Raw genomic sequence first — 16205 nt, forward strand, 5'->3', positions numbered from 1 at the left:
TCAGCTGCATGCCATCTCCACCCCCCACAAAGGAGCAGCACAGTGATCCCACCTCTCAACCGGCTCAGACCCCTTCACGCCGCTCTGGCAGGGGCCTGCGTCCTGGGCTTCGTGGCGACCGCCGCGGTCAGCACCACCGCGAACGCCGCGACGGTCCACCCCGCCGCGATCCCCGCCCACTACGCGGCTCCCTACCTGGAGCTCAGCAACAGCTCGGCGGGCGACATGGCCGCCGACATGAGCGCCTCGGGCGACGCCCGCTACACGCTGGCGTTCCTGATCCCGCAGTCCGGCTGCACCCCGATGTGGGAGGCCGGCAACTACTCGGTCGGCTCGTTCACCTCGCAGATCAACGCCCTGAAGGCGGCCGGCGGCGACGTCATCGTCTCCTTCGGCGGCGCGCAGGGCGGCGAGCTGGCGCAGACCTGCACCAACGTGTCGTCGCTGACCGCGGCGTACAAGAACATCGTCGACACCTACGGCGTCACGCGGCTCGACTTCGACATCGAGGGCGGGGTGCTCAGCGACACCGGGGCCACGAGCCGCCGGGACCAGGCGCTGGCCGCGCTCCAGCAGGAGGAGCCGGCCGTCCAGGTCGACTTCACCCTGGCCGTGGACCCCACCGGCCTGCCGGGCGACCAGATCAACCTGCTGCAGGACGCGAAGAACCAGGGCGTGAACGTCAATATCGTCAACCTGATGACGATGGACTACTACGACGGCCAGCCGGTCATCAACGACGCCCTGTCCTCCGCGCAGGCCGCCGCCGGCCAGATCGCGAGCCTGTACGGCATCTCGACGTCCGCCGCCTACGGCAAGGAGGGCCTGACCCCGATCGCCGGCAAGAACGACGACGGCGCGATGTTCTCCCAGTCCGACGCGCAGACCCTGGAGACCTTCGCGGCGAACGACGGCGTCGCAGAGCTCTCCTTCTGGGAGGTCGACAGCTACGACAAGGCGACCGGCTACGCCTACTCCCGGATCTTCAACGCCATCACCGGCGGCAGCGGCGGCAACCCCCCGCCCACCGGGACCGGCCAGATCACCGGCTACCAGGGCCTGTGCCTGGACGACCGCTCGGCCTCGACGGCGAACTTCAACCCGGTCCAGGTCTACACGTGCAACGGCAGCAACGCGCAGAAGTGGACCGTGACCTCCAGCAACACCTTGCAGGTCCTGGGCAAGTGCCTGGACGTGAACGCGGCCGGCACCGCCAACGGGACCACCGTCGACCTCTACGACTGCAACGGCACCGGCGCCCAGACCTGGGTCCCGCAGTCCAACGGCGAACTCCTGAACCCGAACTCCGGCAAGTGCCTGGACGACACCGGCTTCGGTGGCTCCGGCACCCAGGCGCAGATCTGGAGCTGCGCCGCATCCTCGAACCAGAAGTGGAACCTGCCTTGAGGAACCGCATACTCACCGCCGGATTCGGCGCGCTCGTCCTGACCGCGGGCCTGGTGACCTTCGGCCAGATGGCGATGGCGACGACGCCGGCGGCAACGAACGCAACGACAACACCCAAGGCGGCGGCCGCGGACCCGGTCGGCCCGATCACCGGTTATCAGGGCCTGTGTTTGGACGACCGCTCGGCCTCGTCGGCGAACTTCAACCCGGTGCAGGTCTACACGTGCAACGGCTCCAGCGCGCAGAGCTGGACCGTGGACAGCGCCACGAACACGCTCCAGGTCCTCGGCAAGTGCCTGGACGTCAACGCCGCCGGCACGGCCAACGGCACCACGGTCGACCTCTACGACTGTAACGGGACCAGCGCTCAGGTCTGGGTCCCGCAGTCCAACGGCGAACTGCTGAACCCCAACTCCGGCAAGTGCCTGGACGACACCGGCTTCGGCGGCTCCGGCACCCAGGCGCAGATCTGGAGCTGCGCCGACTCCTCGAACCAGCAGTGGACGCTCCCGACCGGCGGAGGTGGCGGCGGAGGCGGCTTCCCGCATCCGGACTTCGGGCCGAACGTCACGTTCTTCGATCCGTCGATGCCGGCCTCGACCATCCAGGCCGACATCAACAACGTCTACAACGCTCAGGTCAACAACGAGTTCGGCACGCAGCGCAACGCCCTGCTGTTCGCGCCGGGCTCGTACAACGTCGACGTCCCGGTCGGCTACAACACCGAGGTCGCAGGGCTCGGGCTGTCCCCGGACCAGGTGAACATCACCGGCGGCACGGTGCACGTGTTCGGCCACACCGCCGACGGCAACGCCACCCAGAACTTCTGGCGCGACGCCGAGAACATGGAAGTCAGCCCGCCGTCCGGCAGCACGATGTGGGCGGTCTCCCAGGCCGACCCGTTCCGCCGCATGGACGTCAACGGCGGCATGCTGCTGTACGACAACGTGCACGGCAGCGGCGGCAACTGGTCCAGCGGCGGCTACGTCGGCGACTCGCGCATCAGCGGGCAGATCAACTCCGGCACCCAGCAGCAGTTCCTGACCCAGGACACGGCGATGAACGGCGGCTGGACCGGCTCGAACTGGAACATGGTCTTCGTCGGCGACACCAACGCCCCGTCGAACTCGTTCCCGAGCCCGCCGGACACCACCGTCGCGCAGTCGCCGACGAACCGCGAGAAGCCGTTCGTCTACGTCGACTCCAGCGGCACCTGGCAGGTGTTCGTCCCCGCGCTCCGGACGAACGCCCAGGGCCCGGACTGGACCTCCGGCACGCCGGCCGGCACGTCCATCCCGGTCAGCCAGTTCTACATCGTCAAGCCGGGCGACACCTCGGCCACGATCAACGCCGCGCTGGCGGCGGGCAAGAGCCTGATCGTGACGCCGGGCGTCTACCACCTGGCCTCGGCGCTGACCATCACGGCGCCGAACACGGTGGTGCTGGGCCTGGGCATGGCGACGCTGGTCCCGGACAACGGGAACGCCGCGATCACCACCGCCGACGTGGACGGCATCGACATCGCCGGCCTGCTGATCAGCGCCAACTCCACCAACTCCGCGGTGCTGATGCAGATCGGCCCCAGCGGTTCGTCGGCGAGCCACGCGGCCGACCCGACCGAGCTGCAGGACGTCTTCTTCCGCATCGGCGGCGACCAGGCCGCGCGGGCCTCGCAGGCGCTGGTGGTGAACAGCGACAACGTGATCGGCGACGACCTGTGGCTCTGGCGCGCCGACCACACCAACGGCGTCGGGTGGACGGTCAACCCGGCGAACAACGGGCTCGTGGTCTACGGGAACAACGTGACCATGTACGGGCTCGCGGTCGAGCACTTCGAGCAGTACCAGACCGAGTGGTTCGGCAACGGCGGGCGGACGTACTTCTACCAGAGTGAGTGTCCGTACGACGTTCCGGACCAGGGCAGCTGGGTTCCGCCGAACGGGGACACGGGATACGCCTCGTACCTGGTCGGTCCTTCCGTCACCTCGCATCAGGCGTGGGGGCTGGGGATCTACGCGTACTTCCGCGACAACCCCTCGGTGGTGCTCGACCACGCGATCGAGACGCCGAACACCTCCGGCGTCGCGTTCCACGACATGGTCACGACGGTGCTCGGCGGGGACGGGACGATCAACCACCAGGTCAACGGGACCGGCGGGCAGGTCACACCCAGCCACAATGTCAGCTATCTGACGAACTACCCGTAAACCTTCCGACGCACCACTCCCCCACAGGGAAGGCCGACCGCGATTCCGCGGTCGGCCTTTTCGCTTGCCGGGCCGGTCGTCGGGCCGGCTATCGGGCCGGTCATCGGGCCGCGTAGCCGCCGTCCACGAGGTGGTAGCTGCCGGTGATGAACGACGCCCGGTCCGACAGCAGGAACGCGACCAGGTCGGCGACCTCTTCGGCCTGCCCCAGCCGTCCCATCGGATGCAGGGACACCAGAAGTTCGCGCGCGGCGGCGTCCGCACCGGACAGGAGCGGGGTCTCGATGAATCCGGGGCCGACGGCGTTCACCCGAATGCCGTGCGCCGCGTACTCCAGGGCCGCGCTCTTGGTCAGGCCGACCACGCCGTGCTTGGCCGCGCTGTAGGCGGGGGCGCCGGCGAATCCGTTGGTCCCGAGGATGGAGGCCATGTTGACGATGGCGCCGCCGCCCGCGGCGAGCATCGCGGGGATCTCGTAGCGCATCGAGTAGAAGACGCCGTCGAGGTTGGTGGCGATGACGCGGCGCCAGTCCTCGACCGGGTAGTCGCCGGTGGGGGCGGCGGTGCCGGCGATGCCCGCGTTGTTGACGGCCAGCCGCAGCGGCCCCAGGCCCGCGACGGCCGCGGCCACGGCGGCCTCGACCGAGGCCGGATCGGTCACGTCCAGGCGGACGGCCAGGGCCGGCACGCCGGTCTCGGCCAGCTCGGTCGCGGCCCGCTCGGCGCCGTCGAGGTCGTGGTCGGCCAGCGCCACCGCGGCCCCGCCGTCGGCCAGCCGGCGCGCCGTCGCCAGGCCGATGCCGGAGGCCGCACCGGTGACCAGCGCGGTCAGATCGGCGAACTCGGCGCCCGCGGGGTCGAAGTCGAGGGCCTCCATGGCGGTCGCGGTGCCCTCGCCGGCGAGGATGGTCTCCTCGGTTCCGGCACCGAGGTCCGGCACGACGGTCGGCGCCTCGGGGGTGGCCATATCGCGGTCCATGATCCGATGCTGCGGGCCGGACGGCGCGGCGGCAACCCGAACAGCAAGGGGCCGGCCGGCGGTTGTGCCGCCGACCGGCCCGCTCCAAGCGTGGTCCCGGGTCCTAGCGCCCGGCGCGGATCCCCACGTGGTGGAACAGCACGTAGTCGTTCGGGTAGCCGTCGCCGGGCCCGTTCTGGTCGTCCTCGCCGGCCGCGGCGATCTTCTGCAGCACGTCCATGCCCTTGGTCACGACGCCGAAGGGGGTGTAGTCGGGCTGGAGCTTGGTGTCCTTCCAGGTGAAGAAGAACTGGCTGCCGTTGGTGTTCGGGCCGGCGTTGGCCATCGCGACGGTGCCGGCCGGGTAGGTGGCGCCGGTCAGGTTCTCGTCGTTGAACGAGTAGCCGGGGCCGCCGCTGCCGGTGCCGGTCGGGTCGCCGCACTGCAGCACCCACAGGCGCTGGGTGGTGAGGCGGTGGCAGTGGGTGCCGTCGTAGTAGTCGTGGTCGATCAGGAAGCGGAAGGAGTACGTGGTGCAGGGCGCGGCCGATGTCAGGGCCTTGACGGTGATGTCGCCCTGGCTGGTGTGGAAGACCACCGAGTACGGCTGCGCCGCCTTCGCGGCGTCGAACTGCGGGATGCCCTTGAAATCGTCGGCGGGCACGGACGGGACGTAGCCGCAGGGGTCGGCGGCGGTCGTGGTGGCGGCGTGCACGGCGGCCGGGGCGGCGTCGCCGGCGGCGACGACCGTGGCGTGGCCGGGGCGCACCGGTGCGGCGCCGCCGGAGGCTCCGGCGCCCGACGCGGCGACGACGCTGACGCCGAGCAGCAGGGCCGCCGCCGCGACGAAGCGGCCGGACCGGCTGGTGAGGCGGGGTTTCCGCATGTTTCAGCTCCCTGAGAGGTTGGCCAGGACGCTTGGAGCCTTTCCCAGGCGTGTGTCGGCTGTAAACCCCTGATGAGCTTTACGGACCGGCGAATGCTGACCAACCGGGTCGAACCTGTCTTCGGGCTCTGACTCAGTGCCGGCCGCGACGGGCTACTCCCCTTCGAGCACCGGGAGGTCGGCCACCACCGTGCAGGATCCGGGCGCGATCTCGGTGAAGCCCGCGTCGCGCACCAGCGGCCGTCCGGAATCGGCGAGCGCCGGCCACGCCTGCTTCGGCGCGACCCGCACCGCGAGCGGGAAGCCCGCGTCGGCCCACTCCTTGCGCTGGGCGTCGGTCAGCCGCCACCACGCGATCTGCGCGGCGTGCCCGACCTGGGCCATGGCCTTGCCGGCGGTCATCTCCAGCTCGGGGTTGAGCCACAGCACCGGCTGCGAGCCCGCCTCGACCGCCGCGGGCGGCGAGGTGTCCTCGAGGTCGGTGCCGGAGACCTGGAGGCGCGCCAGGTCCTTGGGCCACGCGTCGAGCGGGACCGGCGGGTAGACGCGGACCTGCGCCGGGTCGGTCTCCGCGGTGCCGGTGACGGTGATGCCGGGCAGCGCCTCGGCGCGCGTCCATTCGGCGCCCCGGGCCCGGCGCACGACCTTGCGGATGCGGCCGTCGGTCCAGGCGTGCACCAGGGCCGTCCACTCCCCGTCGGGCTCGGTGGAGCGCGGGTCTGCCAGAAACGTCAGGACGGCGCGGGCCGACGTCTCCAGCGCGTCAGTGCGCTGCGGGGGTGCCGCGCGCTCGATGCGGACCACCAGGGGCAGCACGTACTGCGGATTCGCGTCACGCGCCGCCGCTTCGGCCTCCGTGGACGCCGCCACGGCTGGGGCGGTCAGGGCGGCGGGGACGGTAGGGGCGGTCGGGACCGCCGGGTCGACCGCGACGGTCGGCGGGGCGAAGGGGTCGCCGGGTTCCTTGATCGAGCCACTCACCCCAGCAGAATATGCGTCAGCCGTTGGGCAGGATGACCGCCCGCCCCCGGACCTGGCCGGCGTGCAGCCGCTCGTAGGCCTTCGGCGCCTCGTCCAGGCTGTAGGTCTCGACGTGGACCGCCACCGATCCGTCGCGCGCCAGGTCGAGCACCTCGATCAGCTCGGCCCGCGTGCCCCAGTACGGCGCGCGGAAGGCCGCGTCGTACGGCGTGACGCCGAAGCCGACCTGCGCGCTGCCGCCGCCGATGCCGACGATCGTCACGTCGGACTCCACGCCGGCGCAGGCCGAGGCCAGGGCGACGGTCGGGGGCGCGCCGACGAAGTCGAAGACGGCCTCGGCGCCGCGGCCGGCGGTCAGCTCCTTCACCGCGATCGCGGCCTTCTCGTCGGACATCAGCGCCTCGTGGGCGCCGACCTCCCTGGCCAGCTCCAGTTTCTCCGGCGCGACGTCCAGCGCGACGACGCGGGCCGGGCTCAGCGCGCGCAGCAGCTGGATCGCGACGTGGCCCAGGCCCCCGGTGCCGATCACCACGGCGGTGCTGCCGCCGACGAGCTTGGGCAGCGAGGTCTTGATGGCGTGGTACGGGGTCAGGCCGGCGTCGGTCAACGGGACGTTGCGCACCGGGTCCAGGCCGTCGAGCGGGACGAGGTGCCGGGTGGAGTCGACGAGCAGGTACTGGGCGATCGCGCCGGGCGCGCCGAGTCCGGGCGGGAAGATCTGGAGCTCGGCGGCGCGCAGGCAGTAGTTCTCCTTGCCCTGCGCGCACATGTGGCACATGCCGCAGCCCCAGGGCCCGTACACGGCCACGTTGTCGCCGACGGCGAAGCCGGTCGCGCCGTCGCCGAGCGCCTCGACCGTCCCGGCGCCCTCGTGCCCCAGGGTCAGCGGCAGCGGGAAGCGCAGCGCGGCGGCGGGCATGCTCATCACCGCGATGTCGGAGTGGCACACGCCGGCGGCGGTGACCTTCAGCAGCACCTGGCCGGGGCCGGGCTCGGGGTCCGGGACGTCGGCGACCACCGGGGCGGCGCCGACCGCCGGGTACTGGAGGGCCTTCATCGCGGGACCGCCTTCCGGGACGGGCTTCGAGGCCGGGCTCAGGGTTCACCTTGACGCGCCGCAGCTCGGGCCGCAATCCGGCCGGCGTCCCGCGGCTGGTTGGGGCGCCGCCGATCGGTCGACGCGGCGAAGGTCGCGGCTGGCTGATCTCGGGGTGCGAATCGTGGCCGAACCGTGATCTCAAATGAGGTTTTCCGAACATCCTCACGACTGGGAAGATCCTCCTCTCGTCGATTCTTGGGTTCAGGGGTGCACGTTGCCAGGAGTGGGTTCTCCGGGCGCCGGTCGCAGACGTGCGATCGTCGCGGCGTTCTCTGTCGGATGGGTACTGATCGCGGGTGGAACCGCCGGGGCCGTGGTGGCCGTCGGGCGGGGCCACTCCTCGGACGGTTCCGGCAAGTCCGCTCTGGCGCAGGCCGCTGCGCTGTCGCCTTCGAGTTCTGATTCGGCCTCGGGTGGCGGCGCTTCGCCGAGCACGACGCCGAGTCCCACCATGACTTCTTCGTCCTCGTCGGCGCCGCCCGCGCCGCCGTCCAGCCCGACGCCGTCCTCGACGGTGACCGGGAAGGTCTCGAACGGCGTGCACACCGGCGACCTGCGCTTCTTCCTGCTGCCGGTGCCGTCCGACGGCTCGGCGGTGGGCGCGCCGGACGGCGACACGCTGACCGCCGCGAACGTGGCGGCGTTCTACTCGAACAGCTCCGAGGCCCTGAAAGCCCTGCAGCAGCTGGATTTCAAGGGCGGCGCGACCCGCACCTACCAGACCGGCGACGCGAAGTACCACGTCGACGTCCGCCTGCTGCACTTCGCCTCGGCGGAGAACGCGCGCGCCTGGGCCGCCGGCGACAAGCCGATGGCGAGCTGGAAGGCGTTCAGCGTGCCGGGCTACCCGGACGAGAAGGCGTACGACATCCCGCTGGACGCCTCGCTGGGAGAGGCGCGGCTGCGCGCGGTGGGCTTCCGCGGCGACGTGTTCTTCGAGATCGACGTCTTCGGCCAGCCGCCGGTGGACCACGCGGTGCTGATCGACCGGGTGCGCAAGCAGATCGCCCGCCTGGACTCGGGGAAGTGAGGGACGTGAAGCGACGCACCGGATTGCTGTTCTCCTCGGCGGTGGCCCTCGGACTGGCCGGCGGCGCCGTCGGCGGCTTCCTGATCCAGCAGGGCCGCCCGGCCACGCCGCTGCCGCCGATCCAGCAGACGCTGGCCGCCGCGGCGGCGCCCGTGGCCGCGGACCCGCGCGACCCGCAGACGGACGACGCCGCGAAGCTCGACGGCGACCTGCGCTCGGTGTTGCTGACCAAGCCCGCCGGCGCGACCGACGAACCGGACACGCCGGTCCGCGACTGGGTCACCATCGGGGACCTGGCCGAGTACTTCCAGGACCCGTCCACCGCACTGGAGCAGCTGAACAGCCTCGGCTTCCGGCGCGCCGTCCGCACCGGCTGGACGACGGCGGACGGGGCCGACGTCGAGGTTGACCTGGTGCAGTTCCGGAACAGCGACAACGCGACGGGGTACTGCACGATGACGCATACCCCCGTGGACACGTCCGAGCCCGCCTTCCCGGAGTCGGCGGACGGAGCCGTGGGCATCCCCAATCGCAAGGACCCCGACGGGCGGTACACGGCTTACGGGCTGGTACAGCACGGGAACGTGGTGGAACAGGTGTTCGTGAGCCGGGCGCAGAACAGGCCGACGACGAACGACATCGTGTCGGTGACGAGGGATCAGGCGGATCTGCTGTGAGCGGTGAGGTGCGCCTCGGTGAGGGTGGGGCTGAGGTCGCGGTCGAGGGGGTCGGCGACGCGGCGGCAGAAAGTGAGGCGGCTGCGGGCGGCGACAAGGCGGTAGCCGGCGAGGAGTCGGCGGCTGGTCCTGCGGAACCGGCGGCCGGCAAGGAGTCGGCGGCTAGTCCTGAGGAACCGGCGGTCGACGACGAGACGGCGGCTGTTCCTGGGGAACCGGCGGCTGACAGCGAGAGGCCAGCGGTCGGCGAGATGACGACGGTTGGCGCAGTGGCGATGGCCGGCCCTGAGGCGGCGGCGGTTGCCGACGGGATGCCGGCTACTGCCCACGTGCCGACCGGGAATCCGACCCGCCGCCGTGGCTTGTTCGTCGCCGGGTGGCTGGTGTCGGCGTTGGCCGTCGGGGCCGTTGCCGGCTTCGGGATCCTGGCCGCGATCGGGCCGTCCAAGGACGCTGCGACGGCGAGTGTGCCCGTCGCGCCGCCGACGACGCCGAGTCCGAGCGTGACCTCCGGCGTGCGGCCGGACGGCACGCACTATGGCAGCGTCAGGGACTTCCTGCTGCCGGTGCCCGACGGCTACAAGCCCGGACCGGACGAGGGCGGCCTCGGCAACGACGCCGCGATCCCGCCGGACCAGGCCGACCCGACGGTGGCGCTGCTGTTCGGCGCGCTGCCGGCCTCCGATATGACGAGCGCGCAGGGTGCGATCACCAACGGCCACATGAGCGACGGCGCCGTGCGCACCTACCAGAACGAGGCCGGGACCCTGGACGTGGCGGTGACCGTGCTGCGCCTGGACCCGGCCCAGTCGGCGGAGAGCTCCAGCGAGTTCGAGCGCGTGGTGAAGCAGTCGCGCGCCTTCCGCACCGGACCGCAGGTGCCGGGCCACCCGGACGCCCTGTGCGTGCTGCCGGTGACGCACGTCGGCGACCCGCTGGACAGCATGACGTGCCTGGCGACCGTCGGCGACACCCTCGCCATCGTGAACGCCGAGGGCACGGTGCCGCTGGACACGAACGCCGTGACCGAGCTGTTCGGACGGCAGCTGGACACGCTGAAGGGCGGGCTGGGAACGTGAGCGCGCAGGACGATGTGCTGGCGGCCTTCGGGGAACCGCCGAGCTGGCCCCGGACGCAGGACGAGGCGGCCGGTGATGAGGCGAGCGGCGATGAGGCGACCGGCGATGGCGAGGTGGCGGTCGAGGAGCAGACCGACAACGGCCACGCTGAAGCCGACACAAGCGAGCAGCCGGCGGAAGACAACGGCGCCGGCGAGGTAACCGCAAGCGAGCAGCCGGCGGAAGACAACGATCCCGGCGAGGTAGCCGAGGCAACCGCAAACGAGAAGTCGGCCGAAGACGACGGTGCCAGCAAGGTAGCCGAGGCAACCGCAAGCAAGCAGCCAGCAGAAGCCAGCGATGCCGACGCCCCAGCCGAACCACCCGCCGGCGCCCCCGAGCCCATCGCCCCGGCCCCAGCCCTGGCCGAAGCCCCCACCCCCACCCAGCCCTACCTCGACCCCGCAGCCTTCTTCGCCCAGCTGCAAGCCGAGGCCGCGCCCAAGCCGAAGCCCCGCTGGCCGCGTCTCGTCCTGCGCTACGGCTCGGCGCTCGTCGTGGCGGGGGCCGTCGGGGCTGGGACCGCTTACGCCGTCACCATTCCCCGGCGTACCGATGTGCCCTTCCTCACCACGGCCAGCGATGGCCGCTACAGCTTCCTGAATGTCACGCATCCCGTGCCGCCGGCCGGGGAGCCCGCGCCCGGAGCCGACAGCAACCAGACTCAGACGCACTACGGCGATCTGCGTCAGTACCTTGTGCCCGCGCCGGTGGGTGTGGTGCCCAAGGAGAGCGGGTGGGAGGCTGTCGCGGACTTCGAGAACTCGCTGTCCGGGAGCGATGTCTCCGGCCACCTCTACGACGCCGGCATCAGCCGCGTCGCGTGGCGCGGGTGGACCGCTCCCGATGGTCAGCACACGGTGGTCGAGCTGGTGCAGTTTCCCGACCACGAGGCTGCGTTCTCGGTGGCGAGGCTGCTGGACAACGCCGCGTTGGCGAAGGCCAGTCGGCCGGAGAGTGTCGTGCCGGAGCTGACGGTGCCGGGGTTCGGCGACGACACGTCCGCCGCCGTCATTCGCAGGTTCGACCAGGTGGTCGGGTTGCCGGGGCAGGTGGAGCGGCGGGTCGTGTTCCAGAGTGGGGATGTGGTCGCGATCGTCACGTCCACCGCTCCCGCCAAGGTCTCGGATACGCCGACTGTGCAGGTCGCGTTGTTGGAAGCCGGCATGCTGCGCTGAGGGACAACGCGAAGCGGGGCCGCCCCCATTGTGTGGGAGCGGCCCCGCTTTCGCGTATCAGGACCGTGCGTCAGCCCGAGAGGCGTTCCAGCAGCAGCTCGCGGACGCGGGCGGCGTCCGCCTGGCCGCGGGTCGCCTTCATCACGGCGCCGATCAGTTGGCCGGCCGGGCCCTGGTTGCCGCCGCGGACCTTCTCGGCGGCGTCCGGGAACTTCGCGATGGCCTCGTCGATCGCCGTCAGGAGCGCGCCGTCGTCGCTGACGACCGCCAGGCCGCGCTTGGCCACGACCTGCTCCGGGGAGCCCTCGCCGGCCAGGACGCCCTCGATCACCTGGCGGGCCAGCTTGTCGTTGAGGGTGCCGGCGGTGGTGAGCGCGACCACCTCGGCGACCTGGGCCGGGGTGATCGGGAGGGCGGCCAGGTCGGTGCCGTCCTCGTTGGCGCGGCGGGCCAGCTCGCCCATCCACCACTTGCGGGCCTGGTCGGCCGCTGCGCCCAGGGAGACCGTCTCGACGATCAGGTCCACCGCGCCGGCGTTCAGGATCGACTGCATGTCGTGGTCGGTGACGCCCCAATCGGCCTGCAGGCGGTTGCGGCGGGCGCCGGGGAGTTCCGGGAGGGTGCCGCGCAGTTCCTCGACCCAGGCGCGGGCCGGGGCCACCGGGACCAGGTCCGGCTCGGGGAAGTAGCGGTAGTCCTCCGCTTCCTCCTTCACCCGGCCCGGTGAGGTGGTGCCGTCGTTCTCGTGGAAGTGGCGGGTCTCCTGGATCACCGTGTCGCCGGCGTTCAGGACGGCGGCGTGGCGGCGGATCTCGAAGTTCACCGCGCGCTCGACCGAGCGCAGGGAGTTGACGTTCTTGGTCTCCGAGCGGGTGCCGAACTTCTCGCGGCCGATCGGGCGCAGCGAGACGTTGGCGTCGCAGCGCATCTGGCCCAGTTCCATGCGGGCCTCGGAGACGCCGAGCGCCTTGATGAGCTCGCGCAGTTCGGCGACGTAGGCCTTGGCCACTTCCGGGGCGTGCTCGCCGGTGCCGGTGATCGGCTTGGTGACGATCTCGATCAGCGGGATGCCGGCCCGGTTGTAGTCGACCAGCGAGTAGTCCGCGCCGTGGATGCGGCCGGTGGCGCCGCCCACGTGGGTCGACTTGCCGGTGTCCTCCTCCATGTGCGCGCGCTCGATCTCGATGCGCCAGGTCTTGCCCGCGGCCTCGACGTCCAGGTAGCCGCCGAAGGCGATCGGCTCGTCGTACTGCGACGTCTGGAAGTTCTTCGGCATGTCCGGGTAGAAGTAGTTCTTCCGGGCGAAGCGGCACCACTCGGCGATCTCGCAGTTCAGCGCCAGGCCGATGCGGATGGCCGACTCGATCGCGGTGGCGTTGACCACCGGCAGCGAGCCGGGCAGGCCCAGACACGTCGGGCAGGTCTGGGTGTTCGGGTCGGCGCCGAAGCCGGTCGGGCAGCCGCAGAACATCTTGGTCGCGGTGCCCAGCTCGACGTGCACCTCCAGACCCATGACCGGGTCGTAGACGGCGAGCGCGTCCTCGTAGGAAGGCAGGTTCACAGTGCTCGTGCTCATATCAGGATTCCGCCTTTCCGGCGCCGGAGGACTTGCGGGCCCGCAGAACCTTGAGCACGCCCACGGTCAGCGCCGCCACCGACACCGTGACGTCGGCGATCGCGAGCTTGTCGCCCTTGGCGCGCGCGTCCTTGAAACGCCGCGCCAGGACCGGGGCCAGGGTCACGGAGCTGCCGACCGCGAACAGGGTGCCGAGGTTGCCGCGCGGCTTGACGCCGTTCTTGTCCTTCTTCTTGCTCACAGCGAGGGCACCTCCTCGATCAGCGGACGGCCCCACTTGGTGTTCATCGCGGCCTCGACCGCGGCGCCGACCCGGTAGAGCCGGTCGTCGGCCATCGCCGGGGCGATGATCTGCAGGCCGACCGGAAGGCCGTCCTCGGGGGCCAGGCCCACCGGGACCGACATGCCGGCGTTGCCCGCCAGGTTGGTCGGGATGGTGCACAGGTCGGCCAGGTACATCGCCATCGGGTCGTCGGCGCGCTCGCCGATCTTGAAGGCGGTGGTCGGGGTGGTCGGGGAGACCAGCACGTCCACGTCGGCGAAGGCGCGGTCGAAGTCGCGCATGATCAGCGTGCGGACCTGCTGCGCCGAGCCGTAGTAGGCGTCGTAGTAGCCGGAGGACAGCGCGTAGGTGCCCAGCATGATGCGGCGCTTCACCTCGGGGCCGAAGCCGGCCTCGCGGGTCAGGGCCATGACTTCCTCGACGCCGTTCACGCCGTCGTCGCCGATCCGCAGGCCGTAGCGCATGGCGTCGAAGCGCGCCAGGTTCGAGGAGCACTCCGACGGCGCGATCAGGTAGTAGGCCCCCAGCGCGTAGTCGAAGGAGGGGCAGTCCACCTCCACGACCGTGGCGCCGAGTTCGCGCAGCAGGTCCACGGACTCGTGGAAGCGCTGGCGGACGCCGTCCTGGTAGCCCTCGCTCTTGTCGAACTGCTTCACCACGCCGATCCGCATGCCCTCGACGTTCGCCAGCCGCGCCGCGCCCACGACGTCGGGCACCGGCAGGTCGATGGACGTGGAGTCCAGCGGGTCGTGGCCGGCGATGGCGGCGTGCAGCAGCGCTGCGTCCATGACGGTGCGCGCGCAGGGGCCGCCCTGGTCCAGCGAGGAGGAGAACGCGACCAGGCCGTAGCGGGACACCCCGCCGTAGGTCGGCTTCACCCCGACCGTGCCGGTGACCGAGGCCGGCTGGCGGATCGAGCCGCCGGTGTCGGTCCCTATGGCCAGCGGCGCCTCGAAGGCGGCCAGCGAGGCCGAGGAGCCGCCGCCGGAACCGCCGGGGATGCGGGTCAGGTCCCACGGGTTGTGGGTGGGGCCGTAGGCGGAGTTCTCGGTGGAGGAGCCCATCGCGAACTCGTCCATGTTGGTCTTGCCGAGGATGACGATGCCGGCCTCGCGCAGCCGCCGGGTCACGGTGGCGTCGTACGGCGGCACCCAGCCCTGCAGCATCTTGGAGCCGCAGGTGGTCGGCACGCCCTTGGTGGTGAAGACGTCCTTGAGCGCCAGCGGGACGCCGGCCAGCGGGCCCAGCTCCTCGCCGCGGTCCCGCTTGGCGTCCACCTCGGCGGCCTGGGCCAGCGCGCCCTCGGTGTCGACGTGCAGGAAGGCGTGCACCTTCTCGTCGACCTTCGCGATGCGGTCCAGGTGCGCCTGCGTCACCTCGGTCGCGGTGACGTCGCCGTTCTTGATGGCGCCAGCGAGCGCGGCGGCCGTGCCGCGGGTCATGTCTCCGTCGAACGCCATCTCAGTCCTCCCCCAGAATGCGCGGCACGCGGAAACGCTGATCCTGCGCGGCCGGCGCGGCCCTCAGGACGTCCGCCGGGTCCAGGCAGGGACGCTCGACATCCGGCCGGGTCACGTTGACCAGCGGCAGGGCGTGCGAGGTCGGCGGGATGTCCTGGCCCTGGCCGAGCTGCTGCACGGCCTCGCTCACGCGGGCCACCGAACCGAGGATGACGTCGAGCTGCTCGGCATAGTGCGCGAGCTCGTCGTCGGACAGGTCGAGCCGTGACAGCCGCGCCAGGTGGGCGACCTCTTCACGGGTGATAGCGGGCATATGCGCGAATCCCTACGGTGTGGACTCTGCCTGAATCGTCGGCAGCGGTATCGGACAACCGTAGCCATCCTAGTCCGGGGGCGTCAGGTGACTTTCCGTCACGGCCGCGGGACGGCGCGGCGCACCGTCCCCGCCCGGCATCATCCGGTCCCGCCCCAGTCCCACCTCGGGCTCGCCCTGGTGTTACTGCAGGACGACAGCCGTTCCAGAGACCGAGATGCCGCCGTCCCCGGCCGGGATGTCGACCGTCAGCAGGCTCGGCCGCCCCATGTCCACACCCTGATGAACGGTCACCGTCGCGGGGGCGGACACCAGCCCCAGCTCCCTCAGGTATCCGCCGAACGCCGCGGCGGCCGCGCCGGTCGCCGCGTCCTCGAAGACGCCGCCGACCGGGAAGGGGTTGCGGGCCTGGAAGACGTCGGGAGACTCCCGCCAGACCAGGTCGATGGTGGTCCAGTCCTGCTTGAGCATCAGGGCGCGCAGCGCGTCCATGTCGTAGTCCAGCTCGGCCAGGCGGGCCCGGCTCGTGGTGGCCAGGATCGGATGCCACGCGCCGCCGAACGCGATCCGCGGCGGCAGCGCCTCGTGCAGGTCGCTCGCGGTCCAGCCGAGGATCTCCAGCAGCTCGGCCAGCAACGGCCCGTGCAGTTCCGCGCTCTTGGGCAGGACGGAGACGAGCGTGGCGGTGAGCGTGCCGTCGTCCGCGGCGGCGGTGCGGACCGGGACGACGCCGGCCCGGGTGTTCAGGACCAGGTCGCCGACACCGTGCCGCTCGGCGTAGGCGACGGCGGTCGCGATGGTCGCGTGGCCGCAGAACGGCACCTCGGCCAGCGGGCTGAAGTAGCGCACATCCATGACCCGCTCCTGCTCGGTCGGCAGCAGGAACGCGGTCTCGGAGTACCCGACCTCGGCGGCCGCGGCGAGCATCGCGGCGTCGTCCACGCCGCGCGCGTCGAGGACGACGCCGGCCGGGTTGCCGCCGGCGGGGTCGGAGCTGAAAGCGGTGTAACGAAGGATCTCCACCCTCGTACG

Annotated in this window: 15 protein-coding genes; 6 read left to right on the forward strand and 9 right to left on the reverse strand. The window is 71.4% G+C overall.

Annotation, left to right across the window (positions count from 1 at the left end; genetic code table 11):
- Positions 1–42: 42 nt before the first annotated feature.
- Both ABIA35_RS16675 and ABIA35_RS16680 read left to right on the forward strand, forming a co-directional pair.
- Positions 43–1407: a ricin-type beta-trefoil lectin domain protein gene (locus ABIA35_RS16675; protein WP_370358444.1), complete on the forward strand. Its 1365-nt coding sequence runs from the start codon at positions 43–45 to the stop codon at positions 1405–1407.
- A 68-nt stretch (positions 1408–1475) separates the two neighbouring features.
- Positions 1476–3614, forward strand: a complete 2139-nt coding sequence (locus tag ABIA35_RS16680; protein WP_370358469.1) for a ricin-type beta-trefoil lectin domain protein — start codon at positions 1476–1478, stop codon at positions 3612–3614.
- Positions 3615–3714: 100 nt separating this feature from the next.
- Here ABIA35_RS16680 and ABIA35_RS16685 read toward each other — a convergent pair whose 3' ends face one another.
- The 4 genes from ABIA35_RS16685 to ABIA35_RS16700 all read right to left on the reverse strand — a co-directional run bounded on the left by ABIA35_RS16685 (position 3715) and on the right by ABIA35_RS16700 (position 7496).
- On the reverse strand, positions 3715–4491 hold the full coding sequence (locus tag ABIA35_RS16685; RefSeq protein WP_370342615.1) for an SDR family NAD(P)-dependent oxidoreductase: 777 nt from the start codon (positions 4489–4491) through the stop codon (positions 3715–3717).
- 205 nt (positions 4492–4696) lie between these two features.
- Positions 4697–5458: a peptidylprolyl isomerase gene (locus ABIA35_RS16690; protein WP_370342447.1), complete on the reverse strand. Its 762-nt coding sequence runs from the start codon at positions 5456–5458 to the stop codon at positions 4697–4699.
- 153 nt (positions 5459–5611) lie between these two features.
- Positions 5612–6343 carry a peptidyl-tRNA hydrolase gene (locus ABIA35_RS16695; protein ID WP_370358470.1) on the reverse strand — a complete coding sequence of 244 codons (732 nt, stop codon included), beginning with the start codon at positions 6341–6343 and terminating at the stop codon, positions 5612–5614.
- Positions 6344–6455: 112 nt separating this feature from the next.
- Positions 6456–7496, reverse strand: coding sequence for an NAD(P)-dependent alcohol dehydrogenase (locus ABIA35_RS16700; protein WP_370358445.1), 1041 nt, complete (start codon positions 7494–7496; stop codon positions 6456–6458).
- Positions 7497–7761: 265 nt separating this feature from the next.
- On the opposite strand from ABIA35_RS16700, the gene ABIA35_RS16705 reads away from it, so the two are divergent.
- From ABIA35_RS16705 to ABIA35_RS16720, 4 genes are read left to right on the forward strand one after another with little or no spacing between them, the layout of a single operon-like run.
- Entirely contained in the window at positions 7762–8568 is an 807-nt protein-coding gene (locus tag ABIA35_RS16705) for a hypothetical protein (RefSeq protein WP_370358446.1), read from the forward strand.
- A gap of 5 nt (positions 8569–8573) precedes the next feature.
- Complete coding sequence (locus ABIA35_RS16710; protein WP_370358448.1) at positions 8574–9245, forward strand: hypothetical protein; 672 nt, start codon at positions 8574–8576, stop codon at positions 9243–9245.
- Complete coding sequence (locus tag ABIA35_RS16715) at positions 9242–10324, forward strand: hypothetical protein (RefSeq protein ID WP_370358449.1); 1083 nt, start codon at positions 9242–9244, stop codon at positions 10322–10324. Before ABIA35_RS16710 ends, ABIA35_RS16715 begins: the two co-directional genes overlap by 4 nt.
- The gene (locus ABIA35_RS16720; protein ID WP_370358451.1) at positions 10321–11541 is read left to right on the forward strand and encodes a hypothetical protein; all 1221 of its coding nucleotides are present in this window, start codon (positions 10321–10323) and stop codon (positions 11539–11541) included. Before ABIA35_RS16715 ends, ABIA35_RS16720 begins: the two co-directional genes overlap by 4 nt.
- 70 nt (positions 11542–11611) lie before the next feature.
- Here the strand turns inward: ABIA35_RS16720 and gatB are convergent, their stop codons facing one another.
- From gatB to ABIA35_RS16745, 5 genes are all read right to left on the reverse strand, one after another.
- Entirely contained in the window at positions 11612–13117 is a 1506-nt protein-coding gene (gene gatB, locus ABIA35_RS16725) for an Asp-tRNA(Asn)/Glu-tRNA(Gln) amidotransferase subunit GatB (RefSeq protein ID WP_370342453.1), read from the reverse strand.
- A gap of 1 nt (position 13118) precedes the next feature.
- Positions 13119–13358, reverse strand: a complete 240-nt coding sequence (locus ABIA35_RS16730) for a hypothetical protein (protein ID WP_370342454.1) — start codon at positions 13356–13358, stop codon at positions 13119–13121.
- Positions 13355–14860 (reverse strand): Asp-tRNA(Asn)/Glu-tRNA(Gln) amidotransferase subunit GatA, encoded by a 1506-nt coding sequence (gene gatA, locus ABIA35_RS16735; RefSeq protein WP_370342455.1) that lies wholly within the window; start codon positions 14858–14860, stop codon positions 13355–13357. The genes ABIA35_RS16730 and gatA overlap by 4 nt, the downstream gene beginning before the upstream one ends.
- A 1-nt stretch (position 14861) precedes the next feature.
- Complete coding sequence (gatC, locus tag ABIA35_RS16740) at positions 14862–15173, reverse strand: Asp-tRNA(Asn)/Glu-tRNA(Gln) amidotransferase subunit GatC (protein ID WP_370342456.1); 312 nt, start codon at positions 15171–15173, stop codon at positions 14862–14864.
- A 183-nt stretch (positions 15174–15356) separates the two neighbouring features.
- Entirely contained in the window at positions 15357–16196 is an 840-nt protein-coding gene (locus tag ABIA35_RS16745) for a PhzF family phenazine biosynthesis protein (protein WP_370358452.1), read from the reverse strand.
- Positions 16197–16205 lie beyond the last annotated feature (9 nt).

This window comes from Catenulispora sp. MAP12-49 (assembly GCF_041262705.1).
Lineage (GTDB): Bacteria > Actinomycetota > Actinomycetes > Streptomycetales > Catenulisporaceae > Catenulispora.